The organism is Shewanella sp. A32, assembly GCF_029167175.1.
Taxonomy (GTDB): Bacteria; Pseudomonadota; Gammaproteobacteria; order Enterobacterales; family Shewanellaceae; genus Shewanella; species Shewanella yunxiaonensis.
In genome coordinates this window covers 136469-155608 of the sequence record NZ_JARFTS010000003.1, presented here as the reverse complement: position 1 = coordinate 155608, position 19140 = coordinate 136469, and the positions used below count along the sequence as shown (strand labels likewise).

18 protein-coding genes are annotated in these 19140 nt (G+C 50.4%); 13 read left to right on the top strand and 5 right to left on the bottom strand.

What is annotated here, in order from left to right; translation table 11 throughout:
- The first annotated feature begins 104 nt into the window (after positions 1–104).
- Together PY479_RS04025 and PY479_RS04020 are read left to right on the top strand one after the other, a co-directional pair.
- Positions 105–1376 carry a mechanosensitive ion channel domain-containing protein gene (locus PY479_RS04025; protein WP_212594849.1) on the top strand — a complete coding sequence of 424 codons (1272 nt, stop codon included), beginning with the start codon at positions 105–107 and terminating at the stop codon, positions 1374–1376.
- Positions 1377–1541: 165 nt separating this feature from the next.
- Positions 1542–1727 carry a hypothetical protein gene (locus tag PY479_RS04020; RefSeq protein ID WP_275482955.1) on the top strand — a complete coding sequence of 62 codons (186 nt, stop codon included), beginning with the start codon at positions 1542–1544 and terminating at the stop codon, positions 1725–1727.
- A gap of 156 nt (positions 1728–1883) precedes the next feature.
- On the opposite strand, the gene PY479_RS04015 is transcribed toward PY479_RS04020, so the two are convergent.
- Together PY479_RS04015 and PY479_RS04010 are read right to left on the bottom strand one after the other, a co-directional pair.
- Positions 1884–2642, bottom strand: coding sequence for an NRDE family protein (locus PY479_RS04015; protein ID WP_275483003.1), 759 nt, complete (start codon positions 2640–2642; stop codon positions 1884–1886).
- Positions 2643–2701: 59 nt separating this feature from the next.
- Positions 2702–4240 (bottom strand): metal transporter, encoded by a 1539-nt coding sequence (locus PY479_RS04010; RefSeq protein WP_275482954.1) that lies wholly within the window; start codon positions 4238–4240, stop codon positions 2702–2704.
- A 170-nt stretch (positions 4241–4410) separates the two neighbouring features.
- Here PY479_RS04010 and PY479_RS04005 point away from each other — a divergent pair, with 170 nt between their 5' ends.
- The 3 genes from PY479_RS04005 to PY479_RS03995 all read left to right on the top strand — a co-directional run bounded on the left by PY479_RS04005 (position 4411) and on the right by PY479_RS03995 (position 8272).
- A complete protein-coding gene (locus tag PY479_RS04005) occupies positions 4411–5004 on the top strand; it encodes a YhgN family NAAT transporter (protein WP_212594847.1) in 594 nt (197 codons plus the stop codon).
- Between the two features lie 146 nt (positions 5005–5150).
- On the top strand, positions 5151–5456 hold the full coding sequence (locus PY479_RS04000; RefSeq protein ID WP_212594846.1) for a hypothetical protein: 306 nt from the start codon (positions 5151–5153) through the stop codon (positions 5454–5456).
- A complete protein-coding gene (locus tag PY479_RS03995) occupies positions 5453–8272 on the top strand; it encodes an immune inhibitor A domain-containing protein (protein WP_275482953.1) in 2820 nt (939 codons plus the stop codon). Before PY479_RS04000 ends, PY479_RS03995 begins: the two co-directional genes overlap by 4 nt.
- On the opposite strand, the gene PY479_RS03990 is transcribed toward PY479_RS03995, so the two are convergent.
- Positions 8247–8807, bottom strand: a complete 561-nt coding sequence (locus PY479_RS03990; RefSeq protein ID WP_275482952.1) for a chorismate lyase — start codon at positions 8805–8807, stop codon at positions 8247–8249. The two genes, PY479_RS03995 and PY479_RS03990, sit on opposite strands and share 26 nt — an antisense overlap.
- A gap of 100 nt (positions 8808–8907) precedes the next feature.
- On the opposite strand from PY479_RS03990, the gene PY479_RS03985 reads away from it, so the two are divergent.
- Together PY479_RS03985 and rlmF are read left to right on the top strand one after the other, a co-directional pair.
- Entirely contained in the window at positions 8908–9330 is a 423-nt protein-coding gene (locus PY479_RS03985) for a flagellar basal body-associated protein FliL (protein WP_212594843.1), read from the top strand.
- A 9-nt stretch (positions 9331–9339) separates the two neighbouring features.
- The gene (gene rlmF, locus PY479_RS03980) at positions 9340–10317 is read left to right on the top strand and encodes a 23S rRNA (adenine(1618)-N(6))-methyltransferase RlmF (RefSeq protein WP_212594842.1); all 978 of its coding nucleotides are present in this window, start codon (positions 9340–9342) and stop codon (positions 10315–10317) included.
- A 42-nt stretch (positions 10318–10359) separates the two neighbouring features.
- Here the strand turns inward: rlmF and PY479_RS03975 are convergent, their stop codons facing one another.
- Positions 10360–11265 carry a helix-turn-helix transcriptional regulator gene (locus PY479_RS03975; protein ID WP_212594841.1) on the bottom strand — a complete coding sequence of 302 codons (906 nt, stop codon included), beginning with the start codon at positions 11263–11265 and terminating at the stop codon, positions 10360–10362.
- 2 nt (positions 11266–11267) lie between these two features.
- Positions 11268–12119 (bottom strand): formate dehydrogenase accessory sulfurtransferase FdhD, encoded by an 852-nt coding sequence (locus PY479_RS03970; protein ID WP_275482951.1) that lies wholly within the window; start codon positions 12117–12119, stop codon positions 11268–11270.
- 277 nt (positions 12120–12396) lie between these two features.
- On the opposite strand from PY479_RS03970, the gene PY479_RS03965 reads away from it, so the two are divergent.
- The 6 genes from PY479_RS03965 (at position 12397) to PY479_RS03940 (ending at position 19114) form a co-directional block, all read left to right on the top strand.
- Entirely contained in the window at positions 12397–12852 is a 456-nt protein-coding gene (locus PY479_RS03965) for a DUF3305 domain-containing protein (protein WP_212594839.1), read from the top strand.
- Positions 12852–13475 (top strand): DUF3306 domain-containing protein, encoded by a 624-nt coding sequence (locus PY479_RS03960; protein WP_275482950.1) that lies wholly within the window; start codon positions 12852–12854, stop codon positions 13473–13475. The genes PY479_RS03965 and PY479_RS03960 overlap by 1 nt, the downstream gene beginning before the upstream one ends.
- Positions 13476–13639: 164 nt before the next feature.
- The gene (locus PY479_RS03955; RefSeq protein WP_212596706.1) at positions 13640–15304 is read left to right on the top strand and encodes a 4Fe-4S binding protein; all 1665 of its coding nucleotides are present in this window, start codon (positions 13640–13642) and stop codon (positions 15302–15304) included.
- A gap of 10 nt (positions 15305–15314) precedes the next feature.
- Entirely contained in the window at positions 15315–15971 is a 657-nt protein-coding gene (locus tag PY479_RS03950) for a molecular chaperone TorD family protein (RefSeq protein WP_212594837.1), read from the top strand.
- Positions 15972–16045: 74 nt separating this feature from the next.
- Positions 16046–16246, top strand: a complete 201-nt coding sequence (locus PY479_RS03945) for a twin-arginine translocation signal domain-containing protein (protein WP_212594836.1) — start codon at positions 16046–16048, stop codon at positions 16244–16246.
- A gap of 18 nt (positions 16247–16264) precedes the next feature.
- Positions 16265–19114: a molybdopterin-dependent oxidoreductase gene (locus PY479_RS03940; protein ID WP_212594835.1), complete on the top strand. Its 2850-nt coding sequence runs from the start codon at positions 16265–16267 to the stop codon at positions 19112–19114.
- Positions 19115–19140: the final 26 nt, after the last annotated feature.

The window sequence follows — 19140 nt, the reverse complement described above, 5'->3', positions numbered from 1 at the left end:
TAGATCTGCCATTCAACAACTGTTAAACCAACAAGTTAAACGGTATGTTACGCTAGCATCTGCCGACGGGGGTCGGCACAGTTAGCGGTGTGGAGATTGCAGCTTTGGAAAAAGATATTCGTGTTGTGTTGTCGGACTGGTTGGCGCGGCTAGGTGTTAACAGTGAACCTTCGGGTTGGCTGGCAACATCAATTCTGATCCTGAGCAGTCTGTTGGTCGCGGCTATCGTTTATATCATCATCCGTCGCGGGGTGGTACAAGCGATGAATCTGATGATTGTGCACTCCAAAGCCACCTGGGATGATATCTTTTTGAAGCACCGGGTGTTGGAGAAGTTGTCATTGCTCGCTCCGGCAATAGTGCTCAATTCTTTAGTGCCGCTGGTGCTGACAGAACATCGGTTGGCCAGCGGTCTCATCGACAAGCTGTTGAGTATCTGGCTGGTGGTGGTGATGGTCCGGGCGTTGTATGCGGCGATGGATGCCATCAATGAAGTCGCAGATGTCAAACTGATCAGTCGGCGCCTGCCTATCAAAAGCTTTGTGCAGTTGTTTAAACTGTTCCTGTTTTTCGTCGCGTTGATTGTCAGTATTTCGGTGCTGGCAGATCAGTCACCTATTTATTTCCTCAGCGGCTTGGGTGTCGCCACCGGTTTAGTGATGTTGGTATTCAAGGATACCATCTTAGGGTTTGTGGCGGGGATCCAGCTGGCGGCTAACCGAATGGTCAGTCCGGGGGACTGGATCCAGATGGATAAGTATGGCGCAGATGGTGCTGTAGAAGAGGTATCGCTCATCACCGTTAAAGTGCGTAACTGGGATAAAACCATCACCATGATCCCGGCTTATGCATTGGTTTCGGATGCGTTTCGTAACTGGCGTGGCATGTCGGAATCGGGTGGCCGACGCATCAAACGTGCGTTGAATATTGATATCAATTCCATCCGCTTTCTGACGGAGGCAGACCGCAAGCAACTGGCGAAAATCAACTATCTGAAAGAATACTTGCCGAAAAAAATCAGTGAGCTCGGGCAATCCAACGCCAAGGTATCGGATATGGATATGCCGGTTAATGGCCGCCGGCTGACCAATGTCGGCACTTTTCGCGCCTATCTGGTGGAGTATCTGAAACACCATGACAAGGTGCATCAGGATATGACCCTGATGGTGCGGCAGTTGGCACCAACGACAGAAGGATTACCGCTGGAACTCTATATCTTCACTAATGATACCCGCTGGGTAAATTATGAAGAGATCCAATCCGATATCTTTGACCATATCTTTGCCATTTTACCGCAATTTGATCTGCGGGCATTTCAGGCGCCAACCGGGAATGATATCCGCAGTCTGCGGGGTGTGCCGCTGGCAGACAAATAAGCGTTGGGTAAGCTGTCATGCGCCAGTTAACTGATAGTAGCTTGTTGATTATCTTGAAAAGAGTTACAAGCAACTATGGATAAGGATGGCGCATGACAATTTGGCGAACCTCGTTACTAGGCTGTGGCATTTTATGCCGTTGCATGGCGACAGCGGTGCCTACTGATGACATTATGGCGTTGCTGCCACTTCAAGATGACTTGGAATCTGGGCGATATCAAGGCCCATACGCAGGGATACTGGCCCAATGACAAGGGGCGTTTTGTCTCAGGTAAACGCTGTGTCAGCGGTTGGACGGCGATACTTAGCACCTATCAGCAAAATTACCTCGATAAGAAAACCATGGGATAACTTTGCTTGCAGGTGGGCGCTGTCCACATGCTCAGTCATTATGCGGCGTTAGTTGTCGGACAATAGCCATTGCAACAGCCCAATGCGGCGCCGTCAGGCAAAACCATAATGAACAACGGGTTATTGTCTATGACCACACATCATTACTGCTGAACATCAACGCGAAATGGCAAAGTGGAAACTCTCCTGCCCCAGCACTTTGCCATCGCTGTTATACCGCACCTCATGGAAATGGATCTCCCCCGCATGATTCTGTAATAGTAAGCTGGTGCTGCGAGTCCCATATTGCGGGTGCCGAATAAAAATCGCTGATAATTTCTGTTCCCATTCACTATCAATGCCGGTGTCCGGTAATTGTGCGCTTTCTGCTTCGGTATCATCCTGCATAATGTCTAGCAATGTGGCGTAATCCAAAGGCGCAGCACCGGCAATTTTTTGCTGCAATGCCTGCGTTCCTCGCGCCATCTTCGGCCAGATGTCATCAAGGGCGCCATTGCTGATCGCATGAAAGCCGGGTGTCAGTGGCTGCAGATTCTCACCAAGACTGTTATAGCAATACAAATGGTCAGCATCGCCGTAAAGCAGATTGAAGGGGTTATAGTCTTGTTGGTGCTGCTGTAACCACTGGGGACTGACAGACTGGCTGAGCGCCCGAATGACCAGTTCACCACGGCTACGGCAATTATCGCGGAGCAAATGAGGTGCGCGGATATTGGTGATCGCCGCCAGGGTGCCTTGCCTATTTACGCCTAACCAACTGCCTCCAGCGCTCAGGTCTTTACCCGCCAGTAGTTGCTGCTGTGGCGGCCAGAAATGTGCCGCCTGCGAAGGCCGATGATGGTATTCATCCCGATTAGCACACAGGATTAGTGGATAATCTGGGTGTTGCTGCAATGCGACAAACAGAATACACATCATCAATCTCCATCAACTTATGGTCGCAGCATAGCCTGCCTGACCCCAAAAGCCCTAACTCAGTGATGATGTTCCGCGTGACTGTGGTGGTGTGCAGCGGTATTAGAAAGCTGTAACTGCGGTTTTAGTGCCCGTAAAAATCGTCTCGGTCCCTGGCGTAATAAGCTAATAGCAAACAGGATCGCCAGTAACATTAACGAGATAGTGCTGATCGTTGTTTGCTGAGGTAGCAGCAACTGCCACTGTGGCTGCCAGTAAGTTGCTAATCCTAATATGACAGCTAATACTGCTAACGCCAGCGACTTTTGAAGCAATGACAACACTCGCAGTTGACTGATGCTGAGCAACTGAGCACCACAAAGGCACATCACCAATGCCGGTGAATTCCAACCGCTATAGGCGAGGGTAGCAGCCATGACGGTGCTGCCAAGCGGGCTGAACTGCAATGGAATGAAAACTAGCGCGAGTACAGCAACTTGTACCCAATTGTTGTCTAATGGTACCGAAGGATGGCCGATTAAATTGGCCAATAACAGACTGAGCAGAATCCATGGCGCGCTGCGATCAACACCATAGCTGAAGCCAAATGCCAAAGCGCTGGTGTGTGGCCGCGGCAGTACATCTACTGGCGTTGCTTTAAGCACAGTCAGCAACCCGCCCACTAATAACAGTGACAGCAACTGTAGTCCTGCAAAGGCGGGTCCCAGTAATAGCAGCGTCAATAACAGAACTTCGGGGGCGGCCAGTCGTTGCAGCCATTGCAACAGTGGATTTTGGCTATCAGGTTTCAGATTACATGCATAACGCAGCGCCGCGGCAACGTGGGCCAGTATCAAGGCAGGAGCCAGCATTAATAACCAGTCGACAAGTTGCACAGATTCATGGGCGTGTTCGTGGGCATGTTCACCTGAATCCATCAGCATCAGTACGGTCAGTAACCCTAAACCCAACAAACTTCCGAATCCGGCATACAGTTCGTAATGGCCGTTGCTGTCATTGTCATTACCATGTGGTTGATGCAGCACCACATGCAGAATAGAGCCAGTGACAAAGGCTTGTAGGTAGACGGTATTGTCCAGGCTGAGATGTTGCAGGAGTTGCTCCCCGGCGACATAGCCAACACTGGTTAATAACATCATCAGTACCAGCACGGCCCATGCCCAACGTGCACCGGCATGAGGTTTTAACAACCACCAGATGGCCAATCCTACAGGTAATCGATGCAGGATCACACCAAGTGCCAACAGACTGTAATTGCTGTCCTGCTGTGCCAGCACAATGGCGCCACCATCAGTGACGGTGTGCAGCAACAAACCGGTGATCCCTAAAATCAGCGTAACGTTGTGAGTGAGGTCCGAATAGCGATGGAACAACTTTTCGCTGGCAGAGGGTCCCCAGAGTCCGAGTACCACAAATACCAGTGCCAGCAAACCACCATGCTCCAGCAGTTCTGGCAGAATATGCACCAGTACCAGGCCACCTAAGGAAACGAAGATGAAGCCATCCAGTCCTTTATGCAGGCCGCTACCTGATGATAACCAACGATAAAAGATCGGACCGAGCAAAAGGGCCACGCAGCTGGCAACAAGGTATAACATGGGTACCGTTAATGAAATTGAAAAGCGTTGTAGTATAGCAAGTGTGCTGATAATGAGCAGCAGGTAATTTACTTGCCGCCAGAGAAAAATATCCTGCCAAGAATGCCGAAATTCCGTTAGAAAACCTATACAATATGCCACCTTGTTGAAATCTGCCGGGCTGACAAACCATGGATATTCTGTCTGCTGCCGTGATGTTATTCCTGATTATGGATCCGCTGGGTAACTTGCCAGTTTTTGCTTCGATATTACGGCATATTGATCCGAAAAAGCGCCGCCACGTGCTGGTCCGCGAACTGGTGTTCGCGCTGGTCATCATGTTGATGTTTCTCTATGCGGGTGAGGCTATTCTTAACTTCCTGAATCTACGTTCTGAAAGCGTCAGTATTGCAGGTGGTATTATCTTGTTCCTGATCGCTATTCGCATGATTTTCCCTCAGCCAGGCGGCATTGTTGGCTTGGCGGCTGGTGAAGAGCCGTTTATTGTGCCGATGGCCATTCCGCTGATGGCCGGCCCGTCAATCCTCGCTGCTTTGATCCTGCTGGCGCATACCGACAGCAGTAAGATGCTGGAATGGACCGTGGCTTTGGTCTCTGCTTGGGCAGTTAGTGCATTTATTTTGTTGTTTTATAAAGTATTCAATAAAATACTTGGCGATAAAGGTCTAACCGCCGTTGAGCGTTTGATGGGCATGGTGCTGGTGATGATTTCCGTACAGATGTTCCTTGATGGTATCGCGCGGTATCTCTCTTCAGTCCAATAACCTTGCGAATTTGCCGCGCTGAGCTGGGCCTCGTTAGCCCGGCTTAACTGCCGCTGAACAATTACCCTTTTTTACATCTGAACTGCTTGTCTTCTATTGTTGTCTACAGTTAATGTGATGTTCCTGAGTTGTTATGGGGGTGTTCAGTGATCAGTCGCTATTCTATTCTCGGGCTGCCTGTAGCATTTATGCTGATGGGGGCCAGTGCCTGCCAGTCTTCGCCTCAAGCTGAAAATTCCACGACACCTGCGCCAACGGTCGCGCCAGTGCCATTGACGCCCTGTGGGAGTGGTGCCCCGCACCTTGATCGCGAGAAAATCAAACAGTTGTTATTGGAGCAAGGTGTGCTGACTCCAGAGATGACGCAAGAACAGCAGCAACAGATCCTCAGTGACTATATTCGCAAACGCCAACAAGCTTACAGCAAATGTAAAAAGGAGCCCAAAGCATGAACCGTAGAGATTTGCTCTCCTTTATTAGTGGTATCAGTTTGCTGTTTGCTGGCGGTATCAGCGCTGCTCCAGCCCCACGAGATCCGGCGATTGCCAATCAACAACAGATCCTCTACTGGCTGCAAAAAAGAGGGGAATTGGCGGTTGATGCCTCAGACTTAGCGAAACAACAGGCGCTGGCGTCATACATGGCGGCCGGCAAGTTGACAAAAGAGCAGTTAACCGTTGTCAGCCAGCAACAGCAATTAATGAAAACGGCATTGCTGCGCAGTCAGAGTAGTGGCCTTAGCAGTAAATTGCAGCGGGTATCCGCGGCTGATGCGAGTGTAACTAAAACAGTGAAAGTGTTAGCGGTGTTGATCGATTTTCCTGACTTGCCGTATGACAACAATCGGTTAACGTCTGCCGATACTGACATGTACTACAGCAGTTATCCGGCGTCACACTACAATGATTTGTTGTTCTCAGACGCTGGCTTTAGCGGCCCCTCAGGGCAGAATCTGGAGTCGGCTTACCAATATTACCAAGCCGTGTCCGGCAGCACGTTCTATTTTAGTGGTGCGGTTAAAGGCTGGTTTACCGCTAGCCATGATGCGGCATATTACGGTGCGAATGATCCGGATAATAACGACAGCGACATCCGTGCCACGGATTTAGTGGAAGAGGCCGTGGCCAAGGCCGCCGCGACTATGTCAGCCGATGAGCTGGCACAATATGATGTTGAAGACCCTTACGACCTTGATGGTGATGGTGTCCTCGATGAGCCCGATGGCATTATCGACCACGTGATGGTGTTCCACTCCAGTATTGGTGAGGAGTCTGGTGGCGGGGTGTTAGGCTCTGACGCCATTTGGTCGCACCGCTTCTATGTGCCATCGTCTGGTGGCTATGGTCAGCTGATCCCGGGAACGTCAAAACGCGTGTTTGGCTACACGATTCAGCCAATTGATTCCTCCGTTGGCGTATGTGTGCATGAATTTGGTCATGACCTGGGGTTGCCAGATGAGTATGACACCGGTGCTGTTGAGGATGGCGAGCCGGTAGCCCTGTGGTCCTTGATGTCGAGCGGCAGTTGGACTGGGTCTCCTGGTGGCTCAGCGCCTTCTGGGTTTAGCCCTTATGCCCGTGACTTTTTACAGCAGCGTTATAAAGGTCTGTGGCTGAATCAACAGACTATTGACTACTCAGCGTTGACCGCAGATGGTACCGATGTTGTGCTGAATCAGGCAACAGATGCAAATAATATCAACCAATTGGCGATAACCTTACCGGTTGGCACTGTGGCTATAACCGCACCCTACGCTGGCGCATATCAGTATTATTCAGGTGAGGGAAATAACCTGAATAACGCCATGTCCTTTGATGTGCAGTTGCCAAGCAGTAGCAGTTTGACCCTGACAATGAAAGCTCGCTGGGATACCGAGAAATATTATGATTACGCTCAGGTACTGGTCGACGGTGTGGCAATTGCCGGTAATTACACGCTCAGTAGCAATAGTATCAACAATGCAGCCAACATCATTACGGGCGACTCCTCCACGTTATCGGCGGCTGATAATAATGGCTGGGTAACGCTCTCTTATGATCTGAGTGCCTATGCGGGACTGAACAAGCAGATCAGCCTGGTTTATAAAACCGATGAATCGCTCGGTGGTGAAGGTTTCCAGATAGATAATCTGTTGATTAATAGTGGGTCTAGCAGCGTGTTTTCCGACAACGCGGAGCAGGATAATGCGGCGGTCACTTTAGGTGGCTTTATCCGCACTGGTGACACCCGTCCAGGCAAAGGTCGCAGTTATCTGGTGCAGTTACGTAGTTACAATGGTGTGGACAGCGGCTTGCAGTTGGCAGCTTATGATCCTGGCGTGTTGGTGTGGCTGCGTGATGATGAAGTCAGTGATAACAATGTTTCCGAGCATCCCGGCAAAGTATTCATTGGGGTCGTGGATGCTGACCAACACGTGATAGGCACAGAATCAACGTTAGTGCAGGTTCATGACGCAGCTTTCAGTCTCTACAACCAGAGTTATTACCCTAATGACAGTTATCGGTTAGCAAATAGCTTTTTTGATGACCGGGAGGATTACAGCGGTTCAACAATGCCGCAGGCTGGCATTATCCTACCAGCCCTGGGTGTCACCATTGAAGTGGTGTCGCAGGAACAGGACTCCAGTCAGGCCACCGTTCGTGTCGCGTTGGCTGGAACTAGCCAGTCATCGGCTCTGGCTGCTGGTATCAGTGTTTCTGCACAAAATACCACGGTGAGTTTCAGCGGTAGTGCTAGTGGTGGCACGGCGCCATATAGTTATCTATGGAGTTTTGGAGACGGAAATAACAGTAGTGAACAGAATCCAACGCATACTTACACCTCAGCCGGGACATACACTGTGGCGCTTACGGTGACAGATGCTGCCGCTCAAACGACCACGATTACCAAACAGATCACGCTCAGTTCCACACTAACGGCTGCCTTTAGTAGTAGTACCAGTGGCTTGACCGTGCAGTTTACCAATCAGAGTAGCGGTGGCAGTGGCTCCCTTAGCTACAGCTGGAGTTTTGGTGATGGGAGCAGCAGTACCCTGATGTCTCCGACGCATACCTATAGTGCAGCGGGGAGTTACACGGTCACATTAACCGTTAGCGATAGTAATAATGCCAGCAGCAATGCCAGTACCAGCGTCACCGTTACGGCTCCAGCTTCCAGTACTAGTAGTTCTGGTGGTGGTAGTATGGGTCTCTGGTGTTTGCTAGGATTAGCGTTGACTGCCTTTGGACGGCGTAAGTCATTACTCAGAACAGTGGTGGCAAACGCTTAACCGCTTCCGGTAAAAAGAATTCCGCCACCACTAATGGCTGCTGCCGATAACTAAAGTGTCGGCGGCGGCCCCAGATTTCGGTTACCCCTTCGACTTGCCCGAGGGCACGAGCCAGCTGTTGGATATTACCGGTTGCTGGGGCTAATCCCCATTCCATCATGCCCGCATGACATTGCGAGTTACTGAACAACAACTCACCTAATGGACGGTTACCAAGATGCTGCAATTGCTGTTGAGATAACGTCAGCGGTGCCAGCGTGCGGGCAAATATCCAAGGTCGACCGTCAAGGCATAGTAGCACCTCACGGATCCAAAGTTGCTGGGTGATATCCGGCCATTCTCCCGGTAACGGTGTGAGTTCACGTTCTCCGAGCAATTGCACTTCAAATTGTTCACAGCACTGCTTTAACCGCTGCGTCAGACTACCATCAGCGATGAGCCAGTCTTTCAGTGGGGAAACAGGAAAAGATACTTGGTGATCAACAACCCATTGGATAATATCACCAAAAGGAAAGCTTGAACTGGTCAGATTCATCAGTTAGCCGATACAATAGGTAGACTGACGGAGTCTAGCACGACTGGTGCTCAGGCTAAACCGGGGAACTTGCAGTCGCCAACAGGAGTGATGCCATCCCATGAAAAAATTACTGTTACTCGCATTATTGACGATGATGGGTGCGTGGCTACCAGTGCATGCCGCAGAGACTGAAAAAGAGCAACCTGCAGCGACTGAGGACAACTATGCTTACTACGGTTTCGAGCCGGAAATCGTCACGAACTACATCTCTAACCGCAAGAAATTAGGATTTGTGCGCATCAGTGTTGAGTTGATGGTGAAAAATCCCGATGACCTGTTGGAGATCCAGCATCATGATCCTTTGTTAAGGTCGGCAATTGTCGAAATTCTCGGGAATCAGACTGAGGATAAGGTGAAATCCCTCACCGGCCGCGAAGAGATCCGTAAAGAATGTTTTGACACCGTCAACCGCTTGCTGCAGCAAGAAACCGGCAAGGAGTTGGTGGTCAACCTGTTGTTTACCAGCTATCTCTACGACTGATCGCCGTTAATGATACCAACGAAATCGCCAGTATTGCGGCGGGATAAGGGATTGCATCCGCGCAATCGTCATCGGCAAGGATATGATTTTGTCGCGCTGGCTAAGCAATACCCGCCGTTGAAATCACACTTGCTGACTACTGCTTACGGCCAGCTATCGATCAATTTCAGCCAACCTCAGGCGGTTAAAGCACTGAATGCCGCCTTGCTCAAACAACATTATGGCATTGTTGGCTGGGATATTCCGGCCGGTTATTTGTGTCCGCCGGTGCCTGGTCGCGAAGACTATTTGCATCATTTGGCCGATCTGTTAGCCGATGGCCACAAAATTCCCCAAGGGCAACAGACCGTAGGGTTGGATATTGGCACAGGGGCTAACGGTATTTACCCGTTACTCGGCAGCGCCATTTATGGCTGGCAATTTGTTGGCAGCGATATTGATGCGCAGGCGCTACAACATCTGCAACACATCATCGACCGTAATTCCCAAGCGGCCAAGTTGATAAGGTTGCGTCATCAGCCGCAGTCGCAGCATATTTTCGACGCGGTCATTCAGTCAGAAGACCACTTTGATTTCACCATGTGTAACCCGCCTTTTCACCGCTCGGCGGCGGAGGCTAGACAAGGTAGCCAACGCAAGCTCCACAACCTTGCTACCAATCGTGGTGAAAAAGTGCCGCATAAGGTGTCGCTGAATTTTGGTGGTCAAGCAAACGAATTGTGGTGTGACGGTGGTGAAGCCGGATTTTTACGGCGGATGATTGCCGAAAGTCAGCACTATGCTGCACAGGTCTTGTGGTTTACCTCGTTGATTTCCAAGTCTGAAAATTTGCCATTATGCTATAAATTGCTTGAGCAACAGCAGGTGGCAACTGTGAAAACATTGCCGATGACGCAAGGTAATAAGCAGACACGCATACTGGCCTGGAGCTACCTGAACGATAAAGCCCGTCAGCAGTGGCGACGGAGCAAACCCCGTCCTGACTGATAAAAAAGCCCGCGGTTGCGGGCTTTTTTAATCTGATCAGTGTTACTGCGGACTCCACAATAACTGACCACAGTCGGTCAGATCATAGCCGCCCAGCATCGCTGCCATCTGCCTGGCCGCTGCGCCAGACAACGACTTGAATAGCTGCTGTAATTGACGGCGGAAATAGATGCCCTGTGGCATCACGAAATCAAAGGATTCGGTTACCAGTGGCACAAAGCCTAAACCACTTTCCATTGCGACCGCCTGACAACCAAAACCGATGTCGGCATCCCCACGTGCCAGATAGCCTGCTAATTCGCGTTCGCTATAGGCCGTCAGCACTATGTTCAAATCCTTGATACTGCCGCCGCGTTTCAATAGCCAGTGTTCAAGATGTTGTTGGCTGCCAGCTCCACCCTGACGATTAACCCAGCGCCACGGCAGGTCAATGACTTTATCCTCTTCCTGACACAGATGATGCAGTTCCGGGCGGACGATCAGCCCCTGTTGCCGGTTATAGCCGTGCACCATAATCCACTGCTGATGATTCGGATAGCCTTTCAACAAGGCGGTATGGCGCACATTCCGTTCTTCAGCGCTGCCCCAATGCAGGGTACAAACATCTGCATAGCCTTTAGATAAAAGCTCCAGTCCCAACCGCGAACCCGTAGCGCTGTAACTGATCAGCTCCCGACTGCCGACTTCTGCCATCAACCGGGCCACTTGCATTGATAACAGTGGATCGTCGCTGCCGGTGATCAGCAGTCGGTCAGATAACATGCCGCTATGGCAGGAATCCATCAGCCAGCGGTCGATCAGGATTTTGGGGAATAGCCATTTGCCAGTGATTTTGGTGGCTGGCAGCATCCGGTCATTGGCCATGGCGTAGACTTTTTTCTCATTGAGATCGAGATATTCAGCTACCTGCTTGGCACTCATGTATACCAGTTCACTGGGTTCGGTCATTGCTACTCCTGCGAAACCTTAAGGTTAACGGCTTGGGGTTCATCAAAGTCGATATTGTCAGCGCCATGATATACCAAAAAATGCCGTCCCTTGGCACGTGCAATCATAGTGATCCCAAGCTTTTGTGCTAACTCTAACCCCATTTGGGTTACGCCACTGCGGGACAGCAATACTGGAATGCCCATTTTGGCGACTTTAATAACCATTTCTGAGGTCAATCGGCCAGTGGTATAGAAAATCATATTGCCACCACCTTGTTGTTGCAGCCACATCTCGCCTGCCAAGGTATCGACTGCATTATGACGGCCGACATCTTCCACGAAGGAGTTAATGACATCACCTTCACACAAGCCACAACCGTGCACTGCGCCGGCATTTTTGTAGGTGTCGTTATACTGGCTGATATTGCGTAACAGGCTATAGATCATGCTTTGCTTTAAGTGGGGTTGCGGCAAGCTGATATCGTCCAGCCCCTCCATAAATCCACCAAACACCGTCCCTTGACCACACCCGGTTGTGACCGTCTTTTCAGCCAGCTTGGCATCCAGATCTGTGGTTTGCTCTTGCGTAATGACCGCGGCAGAGTTGACATCCCAATCGACGATGACAGATTCCAGTTGCTTGATATCTTTGATGAATCCCTGATTTTTCAGGTAACCCAATGCCAATGACTCTGGTCGGGCACCCAAGGTCATCAGCGTGACAATCGGTCGCCAGTTAAGATACACAGTAAGTGGGCGCTCACAAGCCACCGATTTCTGTTGTATTGTGCCAGTTTCATCGACGGCGGTGACATTGATTGTCAGCGGTACTTCGGCGGCGGTTTTTATCAAATGCAATTTGGCTTGGGTCATGATCGGACTCATGCAAAAAATTAAGACTCAGATGATAGCAATAATCATACCCGCTCAGAACCGAACGTATAAATGCGTGATCCACGCCAATGCTCCGTGACTCGGGAGCGTATATTGTGCAAAGTGTCATTCGAGGTGCGACATATTGTCCGTTACCCTGGCCAGAATACTTGACCGCTATCAAAAAATATTTCGATTATGCGTTTGGTTTATTTTTTGCATGAGCCTATCGTTAACCCTGTAACCCGAAAATAATGACTCGGGAGGAAGAATCCTTATGCAGCATACTCAAAGCGTATGGCCCATGTACGTTTCACTGAAAAAGGTGGAAAAGCAAATTGGGCGCTGGTTGTCGGAAAGCTGGGAACTTGATCAAGTGGTGCCCGGTACTCACGAAGCCCCCGCCGGAGCCACCCTGGTGTTACTGGAACTGTTTCTTGATGAACGCGCCAGCTATCGACTGAATCTCGATATGGATAATCCCATGCTCTATGTGGTGTGCGATGAGTTGGAAGATGGCACCTGGGTACCCGCCGCGATTTCAGCAGATCAGAATGTGGCTGCAGGTTGTCTTGAAGGTGATACCCCAGTGCTGAATCTGCCGATGCCCGAAGCGATCGCGTGCTGGATTGAGGCATTTATCTCTGAGCATGGAGAAGTGGAAATCTCTGCTCATCGTCGTAAACATGTGAATCGCCGTAAGGAAGTGGCCGAAGAACAGCGGAGGCATTGATGGCGGAAGAGCGCAGTTTTCTCAGCCGATGGGCCCAGCGCAAACAGCAGGCCCAGCAAGGTACGGATATTCCCGATGAGCCAGAAATTGTGGTGGACGACGAGGTTATTGCATCTTCGGTCACTGCGGAAACCGAGACAGCGATATCGGTGGCAGCACAAAATGTGCCAGCGAGTGCTACCGACACTGACTCGCTGCTGACTGCGGACGATTTACCCGATCCGGATAGCATTGAAATCGGCGGCAGTTTTGCCAGCTTTATGGCAAATAATGTTGATCCCGATGTGAAGAAAAATGCATTGCGTGCATTATGGAAACAGCCGCATTTCAGCGAAATTGATGGCATGATGGAATATGCGCTGGATTACAGTTGTCAGCCGACGCTGAGTGCTGAAGTATCCAGCCAGTTGGCCAAAAAGGTCTTTCGTCATTTGCTTGAAAAGACTGAGGATGCGGTAAAGGATACAGTCACCGAACTAGCCGATGCGCCAGCAGTTAACAGTGAAGTATTAACACAACCGCCAGCAGAAGAGCACTTGGCGGACAATTTGGACGAGCGCTTGACGGCAGATAGCCAAAATGCCGCATCTGTAGTGCAAACCTCGGACAAAAGAGTTGTTTGACGTCAGTTTAGCAGTATCCAAATACCATAATTATGGTATGTGAATTGCTGATAGTTTCAATAAATCAGGTTGTGGAAAAGTTTATAAATCAATAAGAAAAGCATAGAGATACTAACAATCACCACAGCCAAATACCTGTTCAGGAACGCAAAGTGAGCAATAGTGTGAGCAACAGCCCCGCCCAGCAAGCGCTGCGGCAGGTGCGTAATGAGGTAAAACAGCAGACTCGTATTCTGCAAAACCTAATCCCGCCCACCGTCAGTTACACCACAGAGGGGAGTGTGTTGGTGATTGGGCCTGAGGATCTTGCCAGACTGGCCGCGGACAAATTGTCCGGTATGGCTGGCAGGGTCATTTTAGCCAATGAGCCGATCACCAGTCAGGATGAAGCCCATCTGGAAAAAGTGATGGCGGCCGCCGAAGATGTAGAAACCTATTACAACAAAATCATGTCTGTAAAAGGGTTTTTGGGGCAGTTTCAGGTCACTGTTGAACATAACGAGGGTGTCGCTGAGTTAAGCAAAATTGCCCTACGCAAGGCGCATTTTGATCTGATTCTCGATTTAAGCCAGACACCACTCATTCAGTTGGAAATGCTGCCCCCTGGCTATTTTTATGTCGGTCAGGATCCCGAAAAACTCGCGCAGGCGTTAGAAGAATTGCCACAGATGGTGGGACAGTTTGATAAGCCGCGTTATGTGAAAATCAATGCGGATATCTGCGCCCATTACCGCAACGGCATCAATGGCTGTAATCGTTGTCTGAATTTCTGTCCTGCGGACGCGATTAAAAGTGTTGACCAGCAGATAGCCGTAGACCCGTACCTGTGTCACGGTGCTGGCAGTTGTAGTAATGCTTGTCCTACCGGGGCACTGACTTACGACCTGCCAACCCCACAAGCCCTGCATTCCTACCTGAATAAGCTGATCAATCGTTTTATCGAGAAATCGGGTACCGCACCGGTGATTCTGTTTCATGATGCAGCGCAAGGTGCAGCATTAATCACCGATGAGCTGCCTGGTGATGTATTGGCGGTAGAGCTTGAGGAAATCACCGTTGCTGGTATGGACCACTGGTTCGCGGCGCTGGCCTGGGGGGCGCGTCAGGTACTGATTTTCAATACCACCGCCACGGCTCCCAGTCTAACCCAGATGTTGCAAGGCGAGCTGCAACTTGCCAATACGCTGTTGCAAGAAATTGGTCAGCCGCAACGTATCTCTTTGATTGGTGAGCAGGATCTTGCAGATCTGTGGCCTATACTTGATAGCAGCTTGAGCTGGCCGGTTATGGTGCCAGCGACATTCGCCGCTGACAGTAAGCGCGCGACATTATTCGCGGCTCTGGATTACCTGAATGACCATGGTAAACAGGCAAAGCAGTTGCTACCTATGAGCAACGTGCCTTATGGCCGGGTTAAGGTGAAGACGGATGACTGTACCTTGTGTATGTCATGTGTTGCGACCTGTCCGACCCAAGCGTTACAGGATGGTGGTGATAAACCGGCACTGTATTTTGTCGAACAGGATTGCGTGCAATGTGGTTTGTGTGAAGCCGCTTGTCCAGAAAAAGTGATCAGTCTGGAACCTGCGATTAACCTAGATAAGGTGAATCGCCAGCAGCGTCAGACATTGAAAGAAGAAGCGCCGTTCGAATGTATTCGTTGCGGCGCGCCATTTGCGACCCAGTCTATGGTGCATCGGATGCTGGAGATGGTCGGAACCCACAGTGCGTTTAGTGCCAATATTGAACGCCTGAAGATGTGTGGTGATTGCCGGGTGAAGGATATGTTTGAAGAGATCCTCAACGACCCAGAAAAGCAACTGAGATAAGAGAGCCGTTATGACCGAAACAACAAAGCAAATATCCGAAAACGATCAACTCAGGGCCGACATTTATCAGCTGCTGGCGGCGTTGCTTAGACGCGAGCCCACTCAGGAGTTGTTGCAGTTTCTTGCTAATTTGGAAGTGGATGCCAACGAAGACAATGATATGACCCGCGCCTGGCTGGCATTAAAACTGGCGGCGGCACAGTTCAAACCAGAACAACTACAGGATGAATATTTCAACCTGTTTATTGGCGTCGGCGCTGGTGAAATTCTGCCTTATGGCAGCTGGTTTATGACCGGCTCGCTGATGGATAAACCGCTGGCATTGTTGCGTCAAGACCTGATGCAACTGGGGTTTGAACGCCAGGAAGATGTAAAAGAGCCGGAAGACCACGTAGCGGCACTGTTTGAAGTGATGAGTGTGTTAATCCTTGAAGCACCATCACATCAGCAACTGGGGTTTTACCGCCGTCACATTGGCAGTTGGATTGTGCGCTTCTTTGACACACTTTCACGTTGTCAGAGTGCTGCTTTTTATGCCGTGGTTGCGCAATTGGGTCGCGCATTTTTTGAAACCGAAATCGCTGAATTTGAACGGCTGGTGTTAAGTACCCCTGTGGTCGATACCTCAGACGTTCAGATCCAGCCTAAAGCCAGTGAAATGGCTTGATTGACAGGTCTGTGATCTAACAGATCATGCGATGTGGGAGTTCGCTCCCACTTACATTAAAACAAGGAGACGCTATGAAGAAGCAAGCTTCCGATATGAGTCGCCGTCAACTGCTGAAAGCATTAGCTATCGGCAGTGCCGCCGGAGCTGTAGCCACTGTGAGTGGTCAAGCAATGGCAGCTGCGCCAGAGGCTTCAACTGAGCCAAAGCCGCAAGACGGGTACCGTGAAACCGAGCATATCCGCAGTTATTACGACACTTTGCGTAGTAAATGATAAAAAGGAGTGTGTGAGATGCGATTAAACCGTACATCCGAACAGGTACCTGTGGCTGAAAAGCCATCGTTGGGCCTGAATCGCCGTCAGTTTCTTAAGTCTGCGGGCTTAGCCACTGGTGGTATTGCCGCTGCGTCCATGCTTGGGGCTGGAATGATGCGCAGGGCTGAGGCAACTGAAGTGCCTCATGATGCACCTACTGAAGTTAAACGTACCATCTGCTCCCACTGTGCTGTAGGTTGTGGTCTTTATGCCGAAGTACAGAATGGCGTGTGGACTGGCCAAGAGCCCGCATTTGACCATCCATTCAACCGTGGCGGTCACTGTGCGAAAGGGGCTTCATTGCGTGAAGTGGCTCATGGCGACAAGCGCAACAAATATCCAATGAAGCTGGAAGGCGGTAAGTGGAAACGTTTGAGCTGGGAACAGGCCATCAACGAGATTGGTGACCAGATGCTAAAAATCCGTGAAGAATCCGGTCCAGATTCCGTATATTTCATGGGTAGCGCTAAGTTCTCTAACGAGCAGTCTTATCTGTACCGCAAACTGGCGGCTATGTGGGGCACTAACAACGTCGACCACTCAGCCCGTATTTGTCACTCTACCACTGTAGCCGGTGTGGCCAACACCTGGGGTTACGGTGCGCAAACCAACTCTTTCAACGACATGCATCACTCCAAGCTGATCCTGTTCGTTGGTTCAAACCCAAGTGAAGCTCACCCGGTTGCTATGCAGCACGTATTGGAAGGGAAAGAGCGCGGCGCCAAAGTTATTGTGGTTGATCCACGTTTCACCCGTACTGCAGCCAAGTCTGATGAGTACGTGCATATCCGTCCCGGCACCGACATTCCTTTCATCTATGGTCTGCTGTATCACATCTTCGAGAATGGCTGGGAAGATAAAGACTTCATTAAATCACGTGTTTACGGTATGGAACGTATCCGTGCAGAAGCCGCCAAGTACACCCCTGAAGAAGTGCAGAATGTTGCTGGCGTTAGCAAAGAGCAGATGTTCCGCGTCGCAAAGATGTTGGCTGAACACAAGCCTGGCACCATCGTTTGGTGTATGGGTGGTACACAGCATCACATCGGTAATGCGAACACCCGTGCTTACTGTATCCTGCAGTTAGCCTTGGGTAACATGGGCATCGTCGGTGGCGGTACCAACATTTTCCGTGGTCACGATAACGTGCAGGGTGCAACTGACTTTGGTCTGCTGTTCGACAACTTGCCAGGTTATTACGGCTTGAGCACTGGTGCCTGGGGACATTGGTCCCGCGTGTGGGACCTGCCAGCTGACTGGGTTGCCAGCCGCTTTGACCAAGGTGAATATCTGGGCCAGAAGCCACAAACTTCTGCCGGTATTCCATGTTCACGTTGGCACGACGGTGTACTGGAAGACAAAACCAAGATTGCACAGAAGGACAATATCCGTCTGGCATTCTTCTGGGGTCAGTCTGTTAACACCGAAACCCGTGGTCGTGAAGTGCGTGAAGCATTGAACAAGATGGATACCGTGGTAGTGGTTGATCCACATCCAACTATGGCCTCTGTTATGCCTGAACGTAAGGATGGCGTGTATATTCTGCCAGCCTGTACTCAGTTTGAGACCTACGGTTCCGTCACTGCTTCCAACCGTTCACTGCAGTGGCGTGACAAAGTGATTGAGCCGCATTTCGAATCGCTGCCTGATCACACCATCATGTATAAACTGGCGAAGAAATGGGGTGTTGAGAAAGAATTCTGTAAACACATCCAGGTCAACAATGACGAGCCGTTGGTTGAAGATGTTACCCGCGAATTTAACCGCGGTATGTGGACCATCGGTTACACAGGTCAGAGTCCAGAACGTCTGAAAGAACATCAGAAAAACTGGGGTACTTTCGACTTTGATTCACTGGAAGCTCCCGGTGGCCCATGTAAAGGCGAAACCTACGGTTTGCCTTGGCCTTGTTGGGGTACTCCAGAGATGAAACATCCTGGTACTCAAATCCTCTATCGTACCGATCGTGAAGTCCGCTTCGGTGGTGGTAACTTCCGTGCCCGTTATGGGGTGGAACACGATGGTGTGAATATCCTGGCTGAAGGTACCTACTCAAAAGGTAGCGAAATCCAGGATGGTTATCCTGAGTTCAGTGACAAGATGCTGAAGCAACTTGGCTGGTGGGATGATCTGACTGCCGAAGAAAAGACTGCGGCTGAAGGCAAAAACTGGAAAACTGACCTGTCTGGTGGTATCCAGCGTGTTGCCATCAAGCATGGTTGTATCCCATTCGGTAACGCCAAGGCCCGTTGTATCGTGTGGAACTTCCCGGATGATATCCCGCTGCACCGCGAACCGCTGTATACACCGCGTCGCGACCTGGTAGCGAAATATCCGACTTATGAAGACCGCATGGTGGCGCGTCTGCCTACCTTGTACAAGTCAATTCAGGAGAAGGATTTCTCTAAAGATTTCCCAATGATCCTGACTTCCGGTCGTCTGGTGGAATACGAAGGCGGCGGTGAAGAAACCCGTTCTAACCCATGGCTGGCTGAATTGCAGCAGGAGATGTTCATTGAAATGAACCCTGGTGATGCTGCTGACCGTGGCGTGCGCAGTGAAGACGATGTTTGGGTACATAGTCCTGAAGGCGCACAGATCAAAGTGAAAGTGATGGTAACTCCTAGGGTACAACCTGGTGAGTGCTTCATGCCTTATCACTTTGCGGGGATCTTCGAAGGTAAGAGTTTGGTAGATAAATATCCTGAAGGCACAGTGCCTTATGTTCAGGGTGAGTCTGCTAACACCGTATTGACTTACGGCTACGACGTGGTGACACAGATGCAGGAAACCAAAACCAGCCTGTGTCAGATCACCAAAGCCTGACCGTACTTGATGAGGAGATAAGCCAC

Bases quoted from the DNA above. Each gene is read 5' to 3' on its own strand.
- PY479_RS03975 (WP_212594841.1), bottom strand. From the start codon at position 11,265: ATGACCGAACCCAGTGAACTGGTATACATGAGTGCCAAGCAGGTAGCT.
- PY479_RS03945 (WP_212594836.1), top strand. From the start codon at position 16,046: ATGAAGAAGCAAGCTTCCGATATGAGTCGCCGTCAACTGCTGAAAGCA.
- PY479_RS03970 (WP_275482951.1), bottom strand. From the start codon at position 12,119: ATGACCCAAGCCAAATTGCATTTGATAAAAACCGCCGCCGAAGTACCG.
- PY479_RS04010 (WP_275482954.1), bottom strand. From the start codon at position 4,240: ATGTTATACCTTGTTGCCAGCTGCGTGGCCCTTTTGCTCGGTCCGATC.
- PY479_RS03940 (WP_212594835.1), top strand. From the start codon at position 16,265: ATGCGATTAAACCGTACATCCGAACAGGTACCTGTGGCTGAAAAGCCA.
- PY479_RS03985 (WP_212594843.1), top strand. From the start codon at position 8,908: ATGAAAAAATTACTGTTACTCGCATTATTGACGATGATGGGTGCGTGG.
- PY479_RS03965 (WP_212594839.1), top strand. From the start codon at position 12,397: ATGCAGCATACTCAAAGCGTATGGCCCATGTACGTTTCACTGAAAAAG.
- PY479_RS03950 (WP_212594837.1), top strand. From the start codon at position 15,315: ATGACCGAAACAACAAAGCAAATATCCGAAAACGATCAACTCAGGGCC.
- PY479_RS03995 (WP_275482953.1), top strand. From the start codon at position 5,453: ATGAACCGTAGAGATTTGCTCTCCTTTATTAGTGGTATCAGTTTGCTG.
- PY479_RS04015 (WP_275483003.1), bottom strand. From the start codon at position 2,642: ATGTGTATTCTGTTTGTCGCATTGCAGCAACACCCAGATTATCCACTA.
- PY479_RS04005 (WP_212594847.1), top strand. From the start codon at position 4,411: ATGGATATTCTGTCTGCTGCCGTGATGTTATTCCTGATTATGGATCCG.
- PY479_RS03990 (WP_275482952.1), bottom strand. From the start codon at position 8,807: ATGAATCTGACCAGTTCAAGCTTTCCTTTTGGTGATATTATCCAATGG.
- PY479_RS04020 (WP_275482955.1), top strand. From the start codon at position 1,542: ATGACATTATGGCGTTGCTGCCACTTCAAGATGACTTGGAATCTGGGC.
- rlmF (WP_212594842.1), top strand. From the start codon at position 9,340: ATGATACCAACGAAATCGCCAGTATTGCGGCGGGATAAGGGATTGCAT.
- PY479_RS03960 (WP_275482950.1), top strand. From the start codon at position 12,852: ATGGCGGAAGAGCGCAGTTTTCTCAGCCGATGGGCCCAGCGCAAACAG.